Annotated in this window: 20 protein-coding genes and 1 other annotated feature (1 of these 21 only partly in view); of the genes, 4 read left to right on the forward strand and 16 right to left on the reverse strand. The window is 40.3% G+C overall.

Going from position 1 to position 19,545, the window contains the following annotated elements; translation table 11 throughout:
* Positions 1–394 precede the first annotated feature (394 nt).
* The 5 genes from MHI18_RS06220 to MHI18_RS06240 all read right to left on the reverse strand — a co-directional run bounded on the left by MHI18_RS06220 (position 395) and on the right by MHI18_RS06240 (position 4,244).
* A complete protein-coding gene (locus MHI18_RS06220) occupies positions 395–655 on the reverse strand; it encodes a YrhC family protein (protein WP_340846519.1) in 261 nt (86 codons plus the stop codon).
* A 103-nt stretch (positions 656–758) separates the two neighbouring features.
* Positions 759–1,892 (reverse strand): bifunctional cystathionine gamma-lyase/homocysteine desulfhydrase, encoded by a 1,134-nt coding sequence (locus tag MHI18_RS06225; protein ID WP_340846520.1) that lies wholly within the window; start codon positions 1,890–1,892, stop codon positions 759–761.
* Between the two features lies 1 nt (position 1,893).
* Positions 1,894–2,817 (reverse strand): PLP-dependent cysteine synthase family protein, encoded by a 924-nt coding sequence (locus tag MHI18_RS06230; protein WP_340846521.1) that lies wholly within the window; start codon positions 2,815–2,817, stop codon positions 1,894–1,896.
* 78 nt (positions 2,818–2,895) lie between these two features.
* Positions 2,896–3,591 carry a 5'-methylthioadenosine/S-adenosylhomocysteine nucleosidase gene (mtnN, locus tag MHI18_RS06235; protein WP_340846522.1) on the reverse strand — a complete coding sequence of 232 codons (696 nt, stop codon included), beginning with the start codon at positions 3,589–3,591 and terminating at the stop codon, positions 2,896–2,898.
* 14 nt (positions 3,592–3,605) lie between these two features.
* A complete protein-coding gene (locus MHI18_RS06240; protein WP_340846523.1) occupies positions 3,606–4,244 on the reverse strand; it encodes a class I SAM-dependent methyltransferase in 639 nt (212 codons plus the stop codon).
* 186 nt (positions 4,245–4,430) lie between these two features.
* On the opposite strand from MHI18_RS06240, the gene MHI18_RS06245 reads away from it, so the two are divergent.
* Both MHI18_RS06245 and MHI18_RS06250 read left to right on the forward strand, forming a co-directional pair.
* Positions 4,431–4,634 (forward strand): DUF2536 family protein, encoded by a 204-nt coding sequence (locus MHI18_RS06245; protein ID WP_340846524.1) that lies wholly within the window; start codon positions 4,431–4,433, stop codon positions 4,632–4,634.
* Between the two features lie 120 nt (positions 4,635–4,754).
* Positions 4,755–6,085 (forward strand): IS3 family transposase gene (locus MHI18_RS06250; protein ID WP_340846525.1). Its coding sequence is split into 2 segments (ribosomal slippage): positions 4,755–5,139 and positions 5,139–6,085, totalling 1,332 coding nucleotides; the frame shifts between segments, so codons are not numbered across the junction.
* A 61-nt stretch (positions 6,086–6,146) separates the two neighbouring features.
* On the opposite strand, the gene MHI18_RS06255 is transcribed toward MHI18_RS06250, so the two are convergent.
* The 7 genes from MHI18_RS06255 to MHI18_RS06285 all read right to left on the reverse strand — a co-directional run bounded on the left by MHI18_RS06255 (position 6,147) and on the right by MHI18_RS06285 (position 14,298).
* On the reverse strand, positions 6,147–6,833 hold the full coding sequence (locus MHI18_RS06255) for a YrrS family protein (protein WP_340846526.1): 687 nt from the start codon (positions 6,831–6,833) through the stop codon (positions 6,147–6,149).
* A gap of 73 nt (positions 6,834–6,906) precedes the next feature.
* Entirely contained in the window at positions 6,907–8,679 is a 1,773-nt protein-coding gene (locus MHI18_RS06260; RefSeq protein WP_340846527.1) for a peptidoglycan D,D-transpeptidase FtsI family protein, read from the reverse strand.
* A 445-nt stretch (positions 8,680–9,124) separates the two neighbouring features.
* Positions 9,125–9,598, reverse strand: coding sequence for a transcription elongation factor GreA (gene greA / locus MHI18_RS06265; RefSeq protein WP_340846528.1), 474 nt, complete (start codon positions 9,596–9,598; stop codon positions 9,125–9,127).
* A 256-nt stretch (positions 9,599–9,854) separates the two neighbouring features.
* Entirely contained in the window at positions 9,855–10,490 is a 636-nt protein-coding gene (gene udk, locus MHI18_RS06270) for a uridine kinase (RefSeq protein ID WP_340846529.1), read from the reverse strand.
* A gap of 172 nt (positions 10,491–10,662) precedes the next feature.
* Positions 10,663–11,373 (reverse strand): O-methyltransferase, encoded by a 711-nt coding sequence (locus MHI18_RS06275; RefSeq protein ID WP_340846530.1) that lies wholly within the window; start codon positions 11,371–11,373, stop codon positions 10,663–10,665.
* A gap of 120 nt (positions 11,374–11,493) precedes the next feature.
* Positions 11,494–12,636, reverse strand: a complete 1,143-nt coding sequence (gene mltG / locus MHI18_RS06280; protein WP_340846531.1) for an endolytic transglycosylase MltG — start codon at positions 12,634–12,636, stop codon at positions 11,494–11,496.
* Between the two features lie 168 nt (positions 12,637–12,804).
* Entirely contained in the window at positions 12,805–14,298 is a 1,494-nt protein-coding gene (locus tag MHI18_RS06285; protein ID WP_340846532.1) for a DHA2 family efflux MFS transporter permease subunit, read from the reverse strand.
* 179 nt (positions 14,299–14,477) lie between these two features.
* Here MHI18_RS06285 and MHI18_RS06290 point away from each other — a divergent pair, with 179 nt between their 5' ends.
* Both MHI18_RS06290 and MHI18_RS06295 read left to right on the forward strand, forming a co-directional pair.
* Positions 14,478–15,389, forward strand: a complete 912-nt coding sequence (locus tag MHI18_RS06290; RefSeq protein WP_340846533.1) for a TetR/AcrR family transcriptional regulator — start codon at positions 14,478–14,480, stop codon at positions 15,387–15,389.
* Between the two features lie 84 nt (positions 15,390–15,473).
* Positions 15,474–15,668, forward strand: a complete 195-nt coding sequence (locus MHI18_RS06295) for a hypothetical protein (protein WP_340846534.1) — start codon at positions 15,474–15,476, stop codon at positions 15,666–15,668.
* A gap of 39 nt (positions 15,669–15,707) precedes the next feature.
* Here MHI18_RS06295 and MHI18_RS06300 read toward each other — a convergent pair whose 3' ends face one another.
* The 4 genes from MHI18_RS06300 to alaS form a co-directional block, all read right to left on the reverse strand.
* On the reverse strand, positions 15,708–16,004 hold the full coding sequence (locus MHI18_RS06300; RefSeq protein WP_340846535.1) for a DUF1292 domain-containing protein: 297 nt from the start codon (positions 16,002–16,004) through the stop codon (positions 15,708–15,710).
* Between the two features lie 12 nt (positions 16,005–16,016).
* On the reverse strand, positions 16,017–16,439 hold the full coding sequence (gene ruvX / locus MHI18_RS06305; protein WP_340846536.1) for a Holliday junction resolvase RuvX: 423 nt from the start codon (positions 16,437–16,439) through the stop codon (positions 16,017–16,019).
* Positions 16,439–16,708, reverse strand: a complete 270-nt coding sequence (locus tag MHI18_RS06310; protein WP_340846538.1) for an IreB family regulatory phosphoprotein — start codon at positions 16,706–16,708, stop codon at positions 16,439–16,441. The genes ruvX and MHI18_RS06310 overlap by 1 nt, the downstream gene beginning before the upstream one ends.
* A gap of 70 nt (positions 16,709–16,778) precedes the next feature.
* Positions 16,779–19,415, reverse strand: a complete 2,637-nt coding sequence (alaS, locus tag MHI18_RS06315) for an alanine--tRNA ligase (RefSeq protein WP_340846539.1) — start codon at positions 19,413–19,415, stop codon at positions 16,779–16,781.
* A 47-nt stretch (positions 19,416–19,462) separates the two neighbouring features.
* Positions 19,463–19,545: a binding site (T-box leader), on the reverse strand; it runs 131 nt beyond the window's last position.

A 19,545-nucleotide genomic window follows, 5' to 3' on the forward strand; every position in this document is an offset into this window, starting at 1 on the left:
TCTGGGCAAAACCTGCTGTTTTCTGATGGTGTTGGCCTGGCTGGAACCAGGCTGAGTTTTACTATTTCACACATATTCGGCCAGATTCGGCCCTTTCTTCGATGTATTCAGCCCTCATTCACAATTATTCGGCCCATCTTCGTATTTATTCGGCCCTTTCTCTTCATCATTCGGCCCTTCGTATATGGAGGTAATCAATCATGATCAGTCCACTGCCCGTACCAGCTTTTACGAATTCTGAGGCTTATGAAAATGTGTATCTTTCTCTTTTTCTTTCTTTTTGATTAGCTTTTTAGTGACGCACTTCGCTTTATTCTCCCGTAACTCACCATCTTTCTTCCCTTGCAGGGTATAACAAAAAAACCAGCACAGGCATTGGCCCATGCTGGTTTTTTTATTGCTGAATTGAGTCGTCTTCTTGTTCAGCTAATGTTTTTTTATATTTAATGGCGATGCCGAAGAATAGGCCCGATGTGCACAAAAAGGCGATCGTAGCGAATAGGTATCCGTAAGTGATAAAGTCGGTTTTGCCTTCAGTCGGCAAGACCATACCCAGATAGAAGAATACGCTGATGCAGATTGATGTAAACGCAAATCGTTTGTAATCGTTTATTTTGGCTTGCATCGGTGATACCTTTGTTTGACCTTTTCTCATGCTGCCAACACCTCTCTCATAAGCTAGTAATCTCATTCTAACATAGATCAAAGGACCTATCTTCTGTAAACGAATGGGAATTACCGTTATAAGAACCTGGCGCTTACTTTAAAGCGTTCTTCAGATCTTCAATTAAATCTTCACTATCTTCAATGCCAACTGAGATACGAATCAAGCCATCTGTGATTCCCAGTTCAGCGCGGCGTTCTGCTGGAATCGACGCATGTGTCATCAACGCTGGAATAGAGATTAAGCTTTCTACTGCTCCAAGACTTTCTGCAAGGGTGAAGTACTGTACTTTACTTAAGACGTCGGCTGCTTTTTCAGCACTTCCCACATCAAAGGAAACCATTCCTCCAAAACCGCGTGCTTGTTTTTTCGCAAGTTCATGATTGGCATGGCTCTCGATGCCTGGATAGAAGACATTTGTCACATTATCATTTTCCTGAAGGAAATGAACAATTGCATGTGTGTTTTTTTCTGTTTCTTCCATACGTAGCCCAAGTGTTTTAATACCGCGCATTAACAGCCATGAATCCTGAGGTCCAAGGACGCCCCCTGTTGAGTTTTGAACAAAGTGAAGATCTTCACCCAGTTTTTCGTCATTAACCACAACAAGACCTGCTACAACGTCACTGTGGCCCCCGATATACTTCGTAGCACTATGAACAACGATATCTGCACCAAGCGTGATTGGATTCTGCCAGTATGGTGTACTGAATGTATTATCGACCACTGTTAAAAGACCGTTTGCCTTCGCAATTTTCGCCGCACCTTCGATATCGGTAATTTTCAGCAGCGGATTCGTCGGTGTTTCGATGAATAACGCTTTTGTATTGTCTTTAATTTCTTTTTCAATATTCGCTAGATTACTTGTATCCACAAACGTTACTTGAATATCAAAACGATTCATCACTTTGGTAATCAAACGGAACGAACCACCGTATACGTCATCTGTCATTAAGACATGATCACCTGATTTGAAGAGCATCAATACTGCGGTCATTGCAGCCATCCCTGATGCGAAAGCAAAGCCTCTTTCACCAGATTCAAGCTCCTTAATCATTTCTTCTAAGGCATGACGTGTTGGGTTGCCTGTACGTGAGTATTCATACCCTGTGTGATTACCTGGACCATATTGTTTATACGTGCTTACTTGAAAAATCGGGACAGAAACCGCACCGGTTTTTTCATCACCAAAAATACCGCCATGAATCAGTTGTGTTTTCTTTTTCATTTTAAATTCCCCCTTGGTAAATCTTTTTACTCATATATCGTTCGCTCGAATCTGGAAAGATAACCACGATATTCGTTCCAGCTTTCGCTTTTTCAGCTTCTTGTAAAGCTGCAGAAAAAGCGGAACCCGATGAACTGCCGACAAGCAAACCTTCTTTCCTAGCAAGCTCTCCAACTAGATTGAATGCATCTTCATCAGAAACCGTGTATATTTCATTAAAATAACTTTCATCCATATACTCCGGTAAAAACTCCATCCCAATTCCTTCAGTCTTATGTGGACCCGATTCACCGCCATTTAAGATGGATCCAACTGGCTCTACAATCACGGTTTTAATTTGAGCGTTTCGTTCTTTCAGAAAGCGTGAGGTCCCCATGAATGTTCCGCCGGTTCCCGCTCCAGCAATAAATACATCCACTTCCCCATCGAGTTGTTCCCAGATTTCCGGGCCAAGCGTTTTGTAATAAGCGGCTGGATTAGCGGGATTAGCAAATTGCTGCGGACAATACGAACCGGGAATTTCCTGCAATAATTCTTGTGCCTTAGCAATGGCTCCCTTCATCCCCTCTTCTGTTGGGGTATGAATAACCTTTGCTCCCAGCGCTTTCATTAATTCTTGCTTTTCAGAAGAGAATTTCTCCGGCACACAAAACATAACGGTGATCCCAGAATTTATAGCAGCTAGCGCCAGCCCAATCCCTGTATTCCCAGCGGTTGGTTCAATAATCGTACCACCTTTTGCTATGTGTCCGTTTTCAATTGCGGCATGCAACAACTCTCTTCCAAGCCGATCCTTTACACTGCCGCCGGGATTGTAGTACTCAAGCTTAGCAAAAATCCGTACACCCTCAGGAAGTGAAAACTGAGTTATCTCTATGACTGGCGTTTCACCAATCATTTCATGGACATTACGATAAACTTTCATGCTTTTTCTTCCCTTCAATGAGCTATAAAACAAACGATGCAAGAGAATAGTCTCTTGCATGTTGTCATTTCCTTATCCTTAGTTAATGCGTTCGAGCATTTTTATGATCAGCTGTGCCGAATTACGACCAGCCGTTTCTAAAAATTCATCAAATGAAATATTTGATTCTTTACCAGCAATGTCTGACAAAGAACGAATAATCACACAAGGAATAGAAAATTGGTATGCGACCTGTGCAATGGCTGCTGCTTCCATCTCAACAGCATATAAATCAGTGAATTTCCCACGAACAAAGTCGACACGTACTGGGTCGTTCATAAATGAATCACCTGTTACAATCAGTCCTTTACCTACTTGGACGTCAGTAATTTCCTTTGCCGCTTCTTCAGCAATGCTGAACAATTTCGAATCAGAAACAAAAGCAGCCGGTAATTGCGGCACCTGCCCATATTCATAACCGAAAATAGTCACATCCACATCATGGTGACGGACTTCCGTAGAGATAACTACATCTCCTACATTTAGAGATGGGTTGTATCCGCCTGCTGAACCTGTGTTAATAATCGCATCCGGTTTGAATTTCTCAGCGAGAATAGCGGTTGACATGGCCGCGTTTACTTTGCCAATCCCTGATTTTAATAAAATCACGTCAACACCATTTAATTGTCCTGAATTAAATTCACATCCAGCGATTGTTACTTGCTGAAGATTCACCAATTTATCGCGTAAAATCACTACTTCTTCTTCCATTGCTCCGATGATTGCTACTTTCATTTGTATACCTCTTCCTAATTTTTTTCGGCCTCCATAATCCAGACAAACTGATTACAGCGATCAAAAGTAACAGTAAAGTTATTTTTTTCGAGAATAGCTTGGAAATACGGGATAGTTGTATAATACTCAGTCCGTAAATCATTCGCTAAATTATGAAAACCATGTTGTTCGGCGTCTTTCACGGCTTGCTCAAATGCATCTGTTGATTGATACATCGTATCTGCAAATACTATTTTACCACCAGATTTCAACAAAGCGCCATAACGAGCAAAAGCCAGTGCTTTTTCTTCGTCGGTTAGATGATGAAATGCCCACGTACTAACGATGGAATCTACTTGTTCAGGGACAGGAAAATCGAGAAAATCACCATCAACAAGATTCGTTCCCTCCGGTAATTTTTCCAGCGCCTTCGCTCGCATCGGCTCTGACGGTTCTACACCCGTTACCGATAGCCCTGCGTCAAGCAGCCGCTGAGTTAAATTCCCAGTACCCACACCAAACTCGAGAACATGGCCGTGTGCACGACTCGCTACACTTTCAAGTATCCGGTCATAATGTTTAAAGACTTCTTGATATTCTATATCGTTTCCTTCAACTGTGTCATCATACGATTTTGACCACTCTTTGAATAATTCGATAAATTCTCTTCCCATTTTACTCACCTTTTTAAGTATATTTTATACTAAACAAAACCTATGAACATACTATGAATTAATTTTTTAACTGTTCTAAATTTACCATACACCATTTATTCCTTCAAGTATTTCCTACACGGTTTTTCCGGTTTTTCTATCAATTGTCTGGTAAACTAAATGAGAAAAAAATATGGAGGTACCAACATGAACTTTCAATTAAATTTAATAAAAGACAAAGTCGAGTTTTTTGAAGCAGACTCATTAAAAAAACTTGAAAATCAAATCCAAATCCAAATTGAAGCAAACGAAGCCATTCTTCTTGGTGTACATGCTGTTTCTCATCAAATGCATGTAGATGAACATGGCCGAAGATTTTACAGTGCCGTTGTACACTTTAAAGCACGTTAACTAACAAAAAAACCCGACTTCATCCTAAAATGTACCCTATAAGATAGACACTTTGAAAAAAGTCTATCTTGTAGGGTATTTTTATTTATAATGAGAAAAAAGATACGGGAGCGGAACCGAATGACAAAAATCTACTTAACTGAAAAACAACAAGCGCAATTAAAATGTAATCCCTACGTACAGGCAGTTAGTGAAAAGGCCATTACCTATACAGATGAATTTAAGCGCCATTTTATTGCAGAAAATGAGAAAGGAAAGCTACCAAGAATCATTTTTGAAGAAGCGGGATTAGATGTCGAATTAATCGGTTTGGAGCGTGTGAGTTCTTCCGCAAAACGTTGGCGAGCAGCGTATCGAAAAGCTGGTATAGACGGTTTACAGGATACACGTAAAACGAATTCAGGACACCCACTTGAACGGGAACTAAGCCTGGAAGAAAAATACGCACGATTAGAAGCGAAAATGCGATTACTTGAGGCAGAGAACGAACTACTAAAAAAGCTGGATCTACTCGAAAGGCAGATGAGGAAGAAGAAATCACAATGGAAGCGAAAATAAAATTTGAACTGATTTATGGCGCCATCAATAAATACGGATTGAAGCGCATGGTGAGCTACTTCTGTGAACTGATGGGGGTTTCTCGCTCAGGTTATTACAATTATTTTGATGAACGCTCTGCACAAAACCGTGCAGATCAAGATGTGGCAGATGAAGTGGTGAAAGAAATCATTTTAAAGGCGTATTATTTCCGAGGACGCAAAAAGGGAGCACGCCAAATCAAAATGACGCTTCAAAATCAATATAGTGTCACATATAACTTAAAACGAATTCGCCGTATTATGAAGAAATTCGATATTATCTGTCCAATTCGTAAGGCCAATCCCTATCGACGCATGGCAAAAGCAACGAAAGAACATCGGACATGCCAAAATGAACTAAACCGTAACTTCAAGCAAGGTGTGGCAGGAAAAGTGTTATTAACAGATATCACGTATTTGACGTATAGAGGCGGAAAACGTGCTTATTTATCAACGATTAAAGACGCAGAAACGAACGAAATTTTAGCGTATGAGGTGTCCGATTCCTTATCGCTGGATATCGCCCTCCATACAGTAAAGAAATTGAAAAAGCATAAGCATTTAGCGAAAGATGCGTTTATCCATTCGGATCAGGGTTTCCATTATACGAGCCCTATTTATCAAACCTTAGTAAAGAAAATGGGCCTAGGCCAGTCGATGTCACGCCGTGGCAACTGTTGGGATAATGCGCCCCAAGAATCCTTCTTTGGGCATTTTAAAGATGAAGCCAATCTAAAGGAATGTGAGACATTAGAAGTAGTGAAACGAGAAATTAAAAGTTATATGACGTACTACAATCATTATCGAGGCCAGTGGAATTTAAAAAAGCTGCCGCCTGTAAAATACAGACAGCAGCTTCAACAAGTTGCCTAGGCTTTTTCAAAATGCCCTTTACAAAGGGTACACTTTATCCCTGAAGCCGGGTTTCTTTCTCTTATCTTTGATCGTTCTGTTTAAGTTCTTCAACTTTAGCTGCACGCCAACCTGAACCATCAACCCATTCAAGCTGTACACGATAGGTTTTATCATCATTTTTGGCTGAAACAGTACCGGTAGCCTTATTTGGAGCCCCGCCGTTTCCTAATCGCCAAATCGTCATATCGCCTTCAGCAATTCCTGTACTGCTCGAAAGTGCTGTCGTCATTTCCTTCCAATCAGCAGAACCCTTATCAAAGCTTGTCACGTGCTCACCAGATTGTTCAGTACCAACCGGCTCCCAATCATCACTCTTATAAGCCTTTTCAACATTTTCGTCGTCAGTTTCTTCAATTTCTGTTACTTTAGCTTCACTGTCGTCCTCAGTAGTGCTTTCATCTGCTTCTTCTTCAGTTGATTCTTCTTTCAAAGCTTCCTCTTCTGCTGCTTTTTCTTCTTCAGCAGCTTTTTCAGCTTTCTCTTTTTCTTTATTGTCGGTAGACGCTGTATTGGTTTCTTTCGTTGTCTTTTCTGTAGTAGCCGTATCACTATCGGAATTATTGCTTAAGAAAATTGACAAACCAACAACCACGATCAGGACAACGACAAGCGTAATCGCTATATTATAGAATTTATTAATCTTACGCTTTTTTTCTCGCGCATCCAGCCGGGAATCCGGCTGCATGCCGCTAAACTTCTTACTCATTAAATGAATCCCCCTGACATTGATTGGTTGAGTTCTCATTTTAACATGTTCAGGGGTTCGTTAGAAGTATTAGCTATTGTGTCATATTTCCATCTGGATGATTTTTGCTATAGATGGCTTGGACAAGATCAGCAAACAACGGCACCACATTCTCCGTATGTTCGTTTGTATCAAGACTAACTGTCACCAAAGCATAGCGAGGATTTTTATAGGGAAAATAACCCGCAAACCATTTATTTAATTTTTTGGTTGCTAAATTAGTCTGGGCTGTTCCGGTCTTCCCAGCCACTTCATAAGGCAAAGAAGCCAGACTATGTCCAGTACCCTGTTCACTGCTGACAACAGTCCGCAGTAATTCCTGCATTTTCATAGCTGTATAGGGCGCCAAGCTTTCTCCGCCGATTGTTTTATCCGGAAATTGAAATACGCTCGCACCATTACTAAATTCCACTTTGCTTACTGCTTTCACCATTCTCTTTTCCCCGCCGCGAGCAATTGTCGCCATCATATTAGCAATCGCCAAGGGACTTACCTGTACATCTTGTTGACCAATAGCCGATTTTGCCACCATTTTCATATCTTTTTTTTGCTGATCAGCATTCTTCTGATTCCATATTTGTCCCGCTTCTTCATTAAATAATTGTGTCACTGGTGAATGATAGACCTCTCCGTTCCAGCCTGACAGTCCAATTACTCCTAATTTTTCAGCATACTGTTCCAAATAATCTGGATGAGTCTTTGCCATTTCTTGTCCCACTTCAGCTATTGTCTTATTACAACTTTGTGCAAAACTATCTTTAAACGTTAGCTGACCGAGCTTACGCTGTGCCGGTCTATTATGATCTATCCCCTGATTACAATCAAAAGTCCGCTGTTTTGCTTCGAGACCATAATCAATAGCAGCTGCAGCCGTTACGGTTTTAAAAACAGATCCCGGCGTTTGCTGGCGGAGCATATAATTAATCGAGCCTTCCCCCGATGGTTCTAATTTTGAAAACGCTGGCCGGGAAACCATCGCTAAGACCTCACTCGTTTCGATATTGAGTAAAACAATCCCGCCTTTTTTTATACCATGAGCATCCACGATTCTTTCTGCTTCTTCTTGAATAGATTTATCGATGGTGGTCATTACCTTAACCGGATACAATGGATTGGCAGGTTCCACATATTTAACGTCAACACCAAAGAGAGGGCCGCTTTTAGCATCCACATGAAAGACAAGCTGTGATTCACCATCAGAAAGAAGAAATTCATCAAACGTATTTTGCAAGCCGTTATAGCCCACCCGGGTATCATTCGAGATTTCCCGGTCCGGATAACGCTTCTCCTTAAGCGAAGAATACTTAATCGTTGAACCAATCAACTGTGCCGCTGGAGTATCCTTTGTGTAAAATTTCTCTCGGACAGCAAATACACCAGGAATTTTCAACGCATTGACTGACTTTGTCTGCTCCGCTGTCAGCATGAGCGGAAATCCGTCAGTTCCCTTAAGCGGAAACGGCTCTTTAGCTGATTCAATCTCACTCAACAGCTTCTGTTCAGATACCCCAACAATCGAGGCTACTTTACCTGAAGGCCAGCTCATACTTTTTAAAAAAGGAAACAAAATCAGTGTCGGTACTTCCTCATGAGCCAGCGCCGCTCCATTTCGGTCATAAAATTTGCCCCGGCCATCATCTAGAGTCAACACTTGTGAGCGCTGCTTCACACTTGCCTCAATTAAATTAATCTCATGACTCGAAAATGATTCTGTATCAATCAGCTGAATCTGCACCAATCTAACCACAAGTACTCCTAGAATCACCATTATCCCTATACCAAGCCAAGAAATCCGCTTTTTTCTCATACCAACACCTCACTACCATTGTTGACGAGAGTCGAGAATTTATAACGATATAGAAAAATATAACCATCATTGGACAGACCATTTGAACAAAACAGCTTACACCTGAGATACATATAAGCAAATAAAAAAACGCCGTCGCAGGGACGGCATTTCAGACTGTAGACAGTGATATCTTTAAAATGGAGATGTTGATTTCCATTCCAGGCGCTTCGCTTTCCGCGGGGCGGGCGGTGAGCCGCCGCATCAATGCTTACGCTCCTGCGGGGTCTCACCTGTCCCGCTGTTCCCGCAGGAGTCTTCACGCCAACACTCCCATCAACTGTCTTTCAAAACTTTGAGGTAATAAGGAATGCTTACGAAAACAGTAGGACTATTTGGTCCATAAAATACAAAAAAGGTTCGGAATGAAATCATTCCGAACCTTTTGAAACACGATATTTTTTTATTACTTAATGGATACGATTTTTACGGTCATGTCGCCGCCTGGTGTGCTGACTGAAACAGTGTCGCCCACTTTTTTGCCGATTAGGCTTTTCGCAATTGGTGAATCATTGGAGATTTTACCTTCGAACGGATCTGCTTCGGCACTGCCGACAATGTTATACGTTTCTTCGTCGCCATCTGGCAGTTCAACAAATGTTACGGATTTCCCAAGTGTAACACTGTCTGTTGTTGTATCTTCTTCAATAATTTTCGCATTGCGAATCATATTTTCAAGAGTTGTTATGCGTCCTTCAACAAAGGCTTGTTCTTCTTTTGCTGAATCGTACTCAGAGTTCTCTGATAGATCCCCAAAACTACGAGCAATTTTAATACGTTCAACGACTTCTTTACGTTTAACCGTTTTTAATACTTCTAATTCTTTTTCTAATTTTTCTTTACCTTCTTTAGTCATTGGAAATACTTTTTCGATTGCCAAAACCCTTCACTCCTTCAAGTTCTTTATCATAACGAATATCATAAAGTTTTATGTAATGCAGCGTGTTAATTGCCCTGCCCCGTACAAACAGATGAATATACATAAGCGCGCGTTCTTTTGAAAAGAACGCGCTTATTACTTATTTGTACAAAAAGTATAAAAAATGACGTGTGTTGTATAAGGCATTTGTTTGTATTGTTAAACAAAAAACACAAGGCAAGGAAAATACTGCATATTCTTTATCTATGCCATGTTATTACAAAAATGACTTTTGTTCAAGGATTGTTTGTATTTTAGTTACCATTAAATCAACGGCTACATGATTTTGGCCGCCTTCAGGAATGATAATATTTGCATAACGTTTCGTTGGCTCTATAAATTGATTATGCATAGGGCGAACCACATTAATGTACTGTTCAATCACTGAGTCCATCGAACGTCCACGATCTTTGATATCGCGTGTCATTCTACGGATAATCCGCAAATCAGCATCGGTATCGACAAACAGCTTAATATCCATCAAGTCACGAAGACGTTCATCTTCAAGCACCAGAATTCCCTCAAGAATAATAACATCCTTCGGTTCCACTCTGACTATTTCACTTGAACGAGTATGCTCTGCATAATCATATACAGGCTTATTTATTGCCTCATAGTTTAACAACTTATTAAGGTGCTCAATCAACAAATCTGTATCAAACGCAAGCGGATGATCGTAATTCGTTTTCAGTCGTTCCTCAAAGGGTAATGTGCTCTGGTCTTTATAATAAAAGTCCTGCTCAATCATTAAAATCGAGTGACCTTTAAAGTGTTCATAAACTGCTCTAGATACACTGGTTTTCCCAGAACCAGAACCTCCAGCCACACCGATTACAACGGGTCTTTCAGCCATAGTAGTTCTCCTCTCAATCGTTGTTTTGATTCATACAGGACATTCGCCTGTCTTATTATCATAACGGAGAACCAGTCCCGAGAAATCGAAGTCTCATCGCTATGGTTCCCAAACATTTTACGCTTATACGCTGGCTCCTCGTTCGAGAAGGCGTAGTACCTTACCTTCTATATTAAAGGCTTTTATATTTGCTAATCGCTACACCGTCTCCAATAGGTAAAATGACAGTATCAAAATCTGGATGGCTGTGCAGCCAAACATTATAATTATGAATTTTTCTAACCAATGCACGTCTTCTCTTAGGCTCAATTTCTGCCAAAGGTTCAGCCACAAGGCCTTTATATAAAACATTATCGGTAATGATTATACCATCATGTCGTAAAAACGGTACAAATAGTTCAAAAAACCGTTTATATTGTCCTTTTGCGGCATCTACAAATAGGATGTCATATGGTCCATTTGCTCCAGCTGCTTCACCCGCTTCCAGTGCATCGCCTTCAATCAGCGTAATTTGCTCCTGTTTGCCGGACTTTTCAATATTTGCTTTTGCTTCAGCGATTCGTTTTACATGTCGTTCAATCGTGACAACTTTCACAGAGGGTACTGCATCGATCATCCTTAGTGCAGAGTAGCCTATTGCTGTACCAACTTCTAGAATACTTTGCGGTTGTTTCAGTCTAATAATTTGTAATAAGACTTCAATACTCTCAGGTTCCATAATTGGAATATGATTTTCTTCGGCATATTGCTCAATTTCTGCAAATAAACCGGTGCGTTCCGTCAGTAATGACCGGAGATAGCTATCTATCTTCTGATTCACGTTTGTATCCTCCCATGCTGGCTTCGATCCACTCGGCTCTTTATCATACAAAAAACCCGGCATCTGCCGAGTTAGTAAAAAAGTTCCTGCATGTCACGACAGCTTTCGCACTGAAATTTCACTTCGACTATTTTACCATAAAAAGAAGGAGAATGATATCTCTCATCCTCCACTAATTGTTTCCTATTTATCATTTGTAATGTATTGGGCCTTTTTCTTGTTATGTTCATCAAGCGATATGGAGAAAAGCACCTTACCTGATGACGTTGCAAGGAAGTAATAATATTTAGTCTTGTCCGGATGCAATGCGGCTTCAATTGACGTATCGCCAGCATTAGCAATCGGTCCAGGCGTTAAGCCTTTGTTCTTGTAAGTATTATAAGGGGATTCGACTTCTAGATCCTTATAATAAACCTTCTTCTGATGCTTGCCCTTCGCATAAAGGACCGTTGGATCAGTTTGCAGCGGCATATTTGCCTTTAATCGATTATGAAACACCGATGAGATTTTGTTTCGGTCAACATTGACTGTGGCTTCCTCTTCAATTAAGGAAGCAAACGTCAGCAGAATATGCGGCGAATATTTCTTTTCCTTCATCTCAGATTGATAACCAGCCAGTACTTTTTCCGTTTGTGAAAGCATATCACTCACGATTGTTTCCAGCGGTGTAGTCGTTTCATAAAAGGAATACGTCGCTGGGAAAAGATACCCCTCAAGCGGATGAATAATTTTTTCATTGAAAATATCATCTGTTAAAAGTTTAGGGTGTTTTTTTTGTAAACGTTTGACGAACTTTTCATCATCCAGCTTTTCTAGAACATCTTCTGACTTCTGATTCGTTTTATCAGCAATAATGGTCGCAATTTGACTCAGCTGCTTCCCTTCAGGAATCGTGATCTTCAGGGCCGCCTCTTTCATTACTTTCCCAGATTTAATCGAACTCAGTACTTCATCGAGCTCCATCGAAGGGGAAAGTTTATATGTACCTGCTTGGAATCCTGCCTCATTTTTTAATTTAATATAATATTTAAATATCCTGCCATTCTTAATAATGCCTTCTTCTTCTAAGATCGTACTGATACTGCTCACACCAGAACCAATTGGGATCTCAACTTCCTTGGTTTTTTTGTTATCTGGATCCAATGGCTCTAGGGCACTTTTTACATATAAATACCCGCCGATTCCAATAATGCCGGCTACTAGGATAAACGCCATCACTATAATTAAAATAATTTTACGGACAACCTTTGCTTCTCCTTGACGTTCGATCATACTTTTTCGTATCAAGGCCTTCTTTGACATAGTATCTTGATCTCTATCTTTCATTCTCATACCCCCTGTAAAAAAAACACGTTCCTACGTTTATCATGCGCATTTTTTGTCATGCACTCTCTATTAATGACAAATGTACACAGGTTTTGTCAATAGAAGCTATTCAAACGCAGAAAAAAACCTCTACACTGGATTCAGCATAGAGGCTTTCTTCACTATAATTTATGCAGATTGATTATCTTTTTTCTCATAATTATCTTCAGCAGGTCGTGCACGCTTCATAAAGAATGAAAGAATCAACGCTAACGCAGCAATAAAGGTCGCAACAAGGAACGCATCATTAATTCCCTCGAGCATTGCCATGCTCTGCAATTGCGCAATTGCTTCCGCACTCGGTTGACCAGTTGCTTTACTCATAGCAGCTTTCGCAAGCTCTTCGCCATGTGTAGCAGCACGGTTAGACATAACCGTCACGAGCAATGCTGTACCAATCGCACCTGAAATCTGGTTAAGCGTATTGTTCATCGCTGTTCCGTGAGGATTCATTCGTGCTGGCAGTGAGTTCAATCCATTTGTCATAACAGGCATCATTGCCATTGCCAATCCAAAAGAACGGATCGTAAACATGGTAACTAACGTGCCGTATGACAATTCCATTGTTAACTGACTAAAGAAGTAAGTCGATGCAACTGTGATAGATAACCCAGTTACCACAAGCACACGTCCGCCAAATTTATCAAACAATTTACCGGTCACCGGGGACATGATCGCCATTAGAATGGCACCAGGAAGCATAAGCAGTCCTGAATCGAATGGAGAAATCCCACGAATTGTTTGAATATACATCGGCAATAAAATCATTCCTGAGAATAATGCCATATTTAAGACAATCGAGATACTTGCTGATAAAGCAAACATTGGATGACGGAAAATACGGAATTCAAGCATCGGTGAATCCATTCTCAACTGACGAGTAATGAACAGCACTAATGAAATGAGACCGACGATTAATGTTCCGTAAACCAAAGGACTATCCCAACCTTTTGAACCGGCTGAGCTAAATCCATACAACAAGCCGCCAAATCCAAGACTTGATAAAATAACAGAAAGAACATCAATTTTAATATTTACTTTTTCTTTTTTGTCCTTCAGCTTAACGAAACCGAAAGCAAGAATAATAATGGCAAGTGGAGTAATGAAGTGGAACAGCATTCTCCAATCATAATGTTCAACAATCCAGCCTGAAAGCGTTGGTCCGATCGCTGGAGCAAACATCATAACTAAACCAAACAGTCCCATTGCCGATCCACGTTTTTCAACTGGGAAAGAAGTTAACAGCACGTTCATTAATAACGGCATCATGATAGCAGAACCAGCTGCCTGAATCATTCGACCTCCTAGTAACACTGGGAAAGCAGTTGCTGCACCGGCAGTAAGCGTACCGATTGTAAACAATAGCATAGCTGTTAAGAACAAGTTCCGAACAGAATACTTACGAATTAAAAAAGCAGTCGTCGGAATCATAATACCGTTGACAAGCATATAACCCGTAGCCAGCCACTGTACAGTCGATGTTTCAACACCTAGATCTTTTTGTATCGATGGCAAAGCAATATTCAACAACGTTGAATTTAGAATTGAAATAAAAGCACCGACCATAAGAATGGCAAGAATACCATAAGGAGCCTTTTTTTCATTTAGTTGAGCAGTACTCATATTTTTTATTCCTCCATTTGAACTTGTGGTTCATTTTATTGTACAATGGGTATATCCCGATATCATAAAATATATATTATACCTCTCGTTCAATTATTGCAATAAAAAATATGCATTTATTGATAGGGTTTGTATATAACAATTACACCAGCAGTCTAATGAAAGCCTAGGTGATATTCATGAATAATCGAAAGCAAAAGGTCATTGAAACCGCCCATCAGCTATTTATCGAAAAAGGATACAATGCGACCTCCGTTCAAGATATTTTAGATGGCAGCGGTATTTCTAAAGGAACATTTTATAATTATTTCCCTTCCAAGAGTGAATTATTTATTGCGATTTTTCGTTCCTTATATAAAAAGATAAATGATGAACGAGAAGCCGTACTCATTGGGAAAGAATTAACTGATATAGAAGGTTTCATCGAACAGCTGGAAATACAGATGATATTCAACAAACAAAGTAATATGTTGATATTAATTGAAGAAGTCTTAGTATCTAATGATGAAGAGTTAAAGAAATTTATTAAACGGATTCAGTTACTAAGTCTTCGCTGGACATATGGTCGCTTTATCGATATTTTCGGTGAAAGTAAAAAGCCCTATCTACTCGATTTAGCTGCCATTTTTCTCGGAATGATGATACAGATGAATCATTATAATCAACTTGCACAATCAGTTGGATCAGCAGAAAAAAATATAATACGATATTGTATCGACCGGATTATTCAGATATTAAATGAAATTTCAACAAACGGCGTCCAAATTCTAGATCCCGAGCTAATTGATACTTGGCTCCCTAATTTCAGAAACCATCATCACCAATGTCATAACGACTTGCTTCAATCGATTTTAGCCCTAAAAAAAGCCACCAATAAAACATTTTGCGGGAGTAATCAACGAGAACAAGCACTTGAACTCATCGACTTCATTCAAGATGAATTACTACAATCAACTAAACCACGTCGGTTTTTATTAGACAGTACAATCCAAACCTTAACGTCCCTATATCCAGCACAGGCTAAGGAAACAATTGACCACTTTAGAGCAAATATTAACGCCTGCCTTGGACAATTAGATAATGACATCTAAAACAAACTCCACTGGGCAGTTTGTTTTTTTTGCTCTTGAACAACTTTTTAGATAAAATAAAGGAATAATTTAGGGGGTTTTAACGTGAAAGGAAATAAAGTAAAGGTATGGGTCTTATCGCTATCATTGATCGTTATTCTTTTCACTGCTTCTTATGCCTTCTTGCAAATCAAGCAGAATCACCAGGCGAATATGCTCTTAATTAATGATTGTGAAGGAACGGTACGTGTCGAAACAAATTTATTCAAACTAAGCACAGCAGTATGTGAGAAAAAGTAAAACCCCCTATCCAATTTGGATAGGGGGTTTAGACTTATCTTAGTTTTCTTCTTCTTCGTCGCCTTCAGCGTCAAGGAACGTGTTAAGCATTTCTTCAATCATGTCCCACTCTTCTTCAGTTTCGATTGGAGAAAGCTCGCCGTCTTTGTTATCTTCGCTTGGCACGAAAGATGATGCGTGGATTTCCATTTCTTCTTCTTCGTCTTCTACTGACATTGGGTAGTAAAGGACGTAAGATTTGTTAAATTTATCTGAATCAAACGTGAACAAAACCTCACAAAGTTGTTCGTTCCCATTCTCGTCTACTATTGTAATATTGTTATCATTATGTTCCATTAATCATTCACCTCATAGTTTTGATTGTCTATCTAAAAAGCCTTGCAGGATTAAGGTTGCTGCCAATTTATCAATGACACCTTTCCGTTTTTCCCTGCGGACATCCGCATCAATTAACACGCGTTCGGCAGCCATTGTCGTAAGCCGTTCATCCCAAAGGAAGACGGGTATCTTGAATTTATTTTCAAGATGCTCTTTAAACGACTCGCTTGCTTCGGCCCGGGGACCGATTGTTCCATTCATGTTTTTCGGATAACCTAGGACAATTTTAGTGACCTCATGTTCGTCGATAATTTGACGAAGCCGTTTCATGCCAAAATTCTTTTGCGCTTCGTCGATCTTGATTGTTTCAAGACCTTGTGCTGTCCAACCCATCGCGTCGCTGATCGCAACGCCGATGGTTTTAGTTCCTAAATCTAAACCCATTGTCCGCATTAGTTTTCCTCACGATGGCTCTTTAAATACGATTTAACCAATTCTTCGATAATTTCATCCCGCTCAAGCTTGCGAATAAGATTCCGAGCATCCATATGACGTGGTATATACGCCGGGTCTCCGGAAAGCAAGTATCCGACAATTTGATTAATCGGATTATAGCCTTTTTCTTGAAGAGCAGCATACACTTGAAACAAAACTTCTTTTACGTCTTGTTCAAACGGTTCTTCCGGGAAATTAAATTTCATCGTTTTATCAAAGGAACTCATGTAATGCACCCTCTCTTCAGTTATAAACGTGTTCCGACTGCTATAACCATTGTACAATACTTTTTGTCCATTATGAAATGGATTTTACCCATTCTTCAACAAAATTAAGCGCAGCATCCAATTTTTCTGGATCTTTTCCGCCAGCTTGCGCCATATCAGGACGTCCGCCGCCACCGCCGCCGCAGCGTGTAGCCACTTCTTTGATGACTTTCCCAGCATGGAAACCTTGTGCAATATAATCTTTTGTAACGGCTGCAATTAAGTTTACTTTATCGCCTTGTGCAGAACCGAGAACAATAATGGCTGATCCAAGTTTTTCTTTTAAATCATCCGCCATTGCACGAAGATTGTTCATATCTACTCCTTGTACCTTCGCAGAAAGAACAGTTACCCCGTTAATTTGCGTAGCTTTAGAAACAAGACTAGATGCTTCAATATTTCCTAGCTTAGCAGACAGGCTCGTATTTTCACGGTGAAGCTCTTTCACTTCTGCAAGAACAGCATCGATTCGTGAAGGAAGATCCTTCGGATTAGCTTTCAGTTTATTTGCTGCTTCTTTTAAGGTTGATATTTGATCAGCCATTAATTTGTATGCAGCAGCACCTGTTACAGCTTCAATTCTACGTGTACCAGCACCAATTCCGCTTTCAGAAACAATTTTAAACAGCCCAATGACTGCGGTATTTGGAACGTGACAACCGCCGCAAAGCTCTAGACTATAATCGCCGATTTGAACAACACGAACTACCTTGCCGTATTTTTCACCAAATAGCGCCATAGCTCCCATTGCTTTTGCTTCTTCAATATCTTTTGTATCAATATTTACATTTAGACTCTGCCAAATTTTTTCATTAACAATGTTTTCAATTTGCTCAATCTCTTCTGGCTGAATTTGTCCAAAATGAGAAAAGTCAAAACGCAGACGCTCTGCTTGAACAAGTGAACCCGCTTGGTTAACATGCGTTCCAAGGACATCCTTTAAAGCTTGATGCATTAAATGCGTCGCTGTATGGTTTTTAATGATAGGAAGACGGTTAGCTTGATCGACAACCGAAACCACTTTCGCTCCCTGAACCAATGTACCAGCAGTCACCGTTACACGATGAAGATTTTGTCCATTAGGTGCCTTTTGAACGTCTAATACGGACAATTTAACATCTTCACTGACAATAACGCCTTTATCCGCCGTTTGTCCGCCGCTTTCTGCATAAAACGGTGTTTCACTTAAGATGACATGTACTTCTTCACCTTCATTAGCTTCCATCATTAATTCACCGTTTTGAACGATTGCCGCAATAACAGCTTCTGCTTCAAGCTGATCGTAGCCGACAAATTTACTTTCGACTTTGATATCGCCTAGCACGCCGCCTTGAATTTGCATAGAATCCACATCTTGACGAGCCGAACGAGCACGTGCACGCTGTGCTTCCATTTCTGATTCAAATCCAGCATGATCGACAGCCATATTTTCTTCTTCAGCATATTCTTCTGTCAACTCGATTGGGAAACCGTACGTATCATAAAGACGGAACACGTCTGAACCTTGAATCGTTGTAGAACCTTTTGCTTTTTCCTTTTTAATCACATCGGATAAAATGCCAAGGCCGTCATGCAAGGTTTCATGGAAACGTTCTTCTTCGTTTTTAATAACCTTAGCAATGAAAGCAGCTTTGTCTTTTACTTCTGGATAGAAGGCATGCATAACTTCACCGACAACCGGCACTAATTCAAACATGAACGGACGGTTAATATTGATTTGCTTAGCATAACGAACAGCACGACGCAGTAAACGACGTAACACATAGCCGCGGCCTTCATTTGATGGAAGCGCTCCGTCACCGACAGCAAATGCAACAGTCCGGATATGGTCAGCGATGACTTTAAATGCAACATCTGATGGAGTCCCTGTGCCATATTTCACACCAGAAATTTCTTCTGTTGCAGCAATAATCGGCATAAATAGATCCGTATCATAATTGGTTGCAACATCTTGAACAACTGAAGCCATCCGTTCAAGTCCCATTCCTGTATCAATGTTTTTCTTAGGAAGCGGTGTATATGAACCATCTGGATTATGATTAAATTGTGAGAACACCAAGTTCCAAACTTCTAAATGGCGCTCGTTTTCGCCGCCAGGATAAAGTTCTGGATCATTTGGATCGTCTCCATATGCCGGTCCGCGGTCATAGAAAATTTCTGTGTTCGGACCACTTGGACCTTCACCAATATCCCAGAAGTTTTCTTCTAAACGGATAATCCGCTCAGCAGGCAAGCCGATTTTTTTATTCCACAGTTCAAAAGCTTCTTCATCTTCAGGATGAATGGTTACAGCCAGTTTCTCTTTATCGAAACCAATCCATTTTTCGTCAGTTAAGAATTCCCATGCCCATGTAATCGCTTCTTCTTTAAAGTATTCACCAATAGAGAAGTTACCGAGCATTTCAAAAAATGTATGGTGTCGAGCTGTTTTACCCACATTTTCAATATCATTTGTACGGATTGCTTTTTGTGCATTCGTAATCCGTGGATTTTCTGGAATCACTCGACCATCAAAATACTTCTTCAATGTGGCAACACCTGAATTGATCCATAATAATGATGGATCTTCATGCGGAACTAGTGGAGCACTCGGCTCAATTGCATGTCCCTTTTCCTTAAAAAAGTCTAGATACATCTGGCGGATTTGCGCGCCTGTTAAATATTTCATCATTATTTCCTCCTTAAATTTGGGCACAAAAAAAACTCCCATCCCCTGACAGGGACGAGAGTTAGCTCGCGGTACCACCCTGATTATGGGCCAAATTCACGCACCCATCACCTTCATCAATGCCTTAACG

Origin of the sequence: Peribacillus sp. FSL H8-0477, from assembly GCF_038002765.1 — a bacterium.
Lineage (GTDB): Bacteria > Bacillota > Bacilli > Bacillales > DSM-1321 > Peribacillus.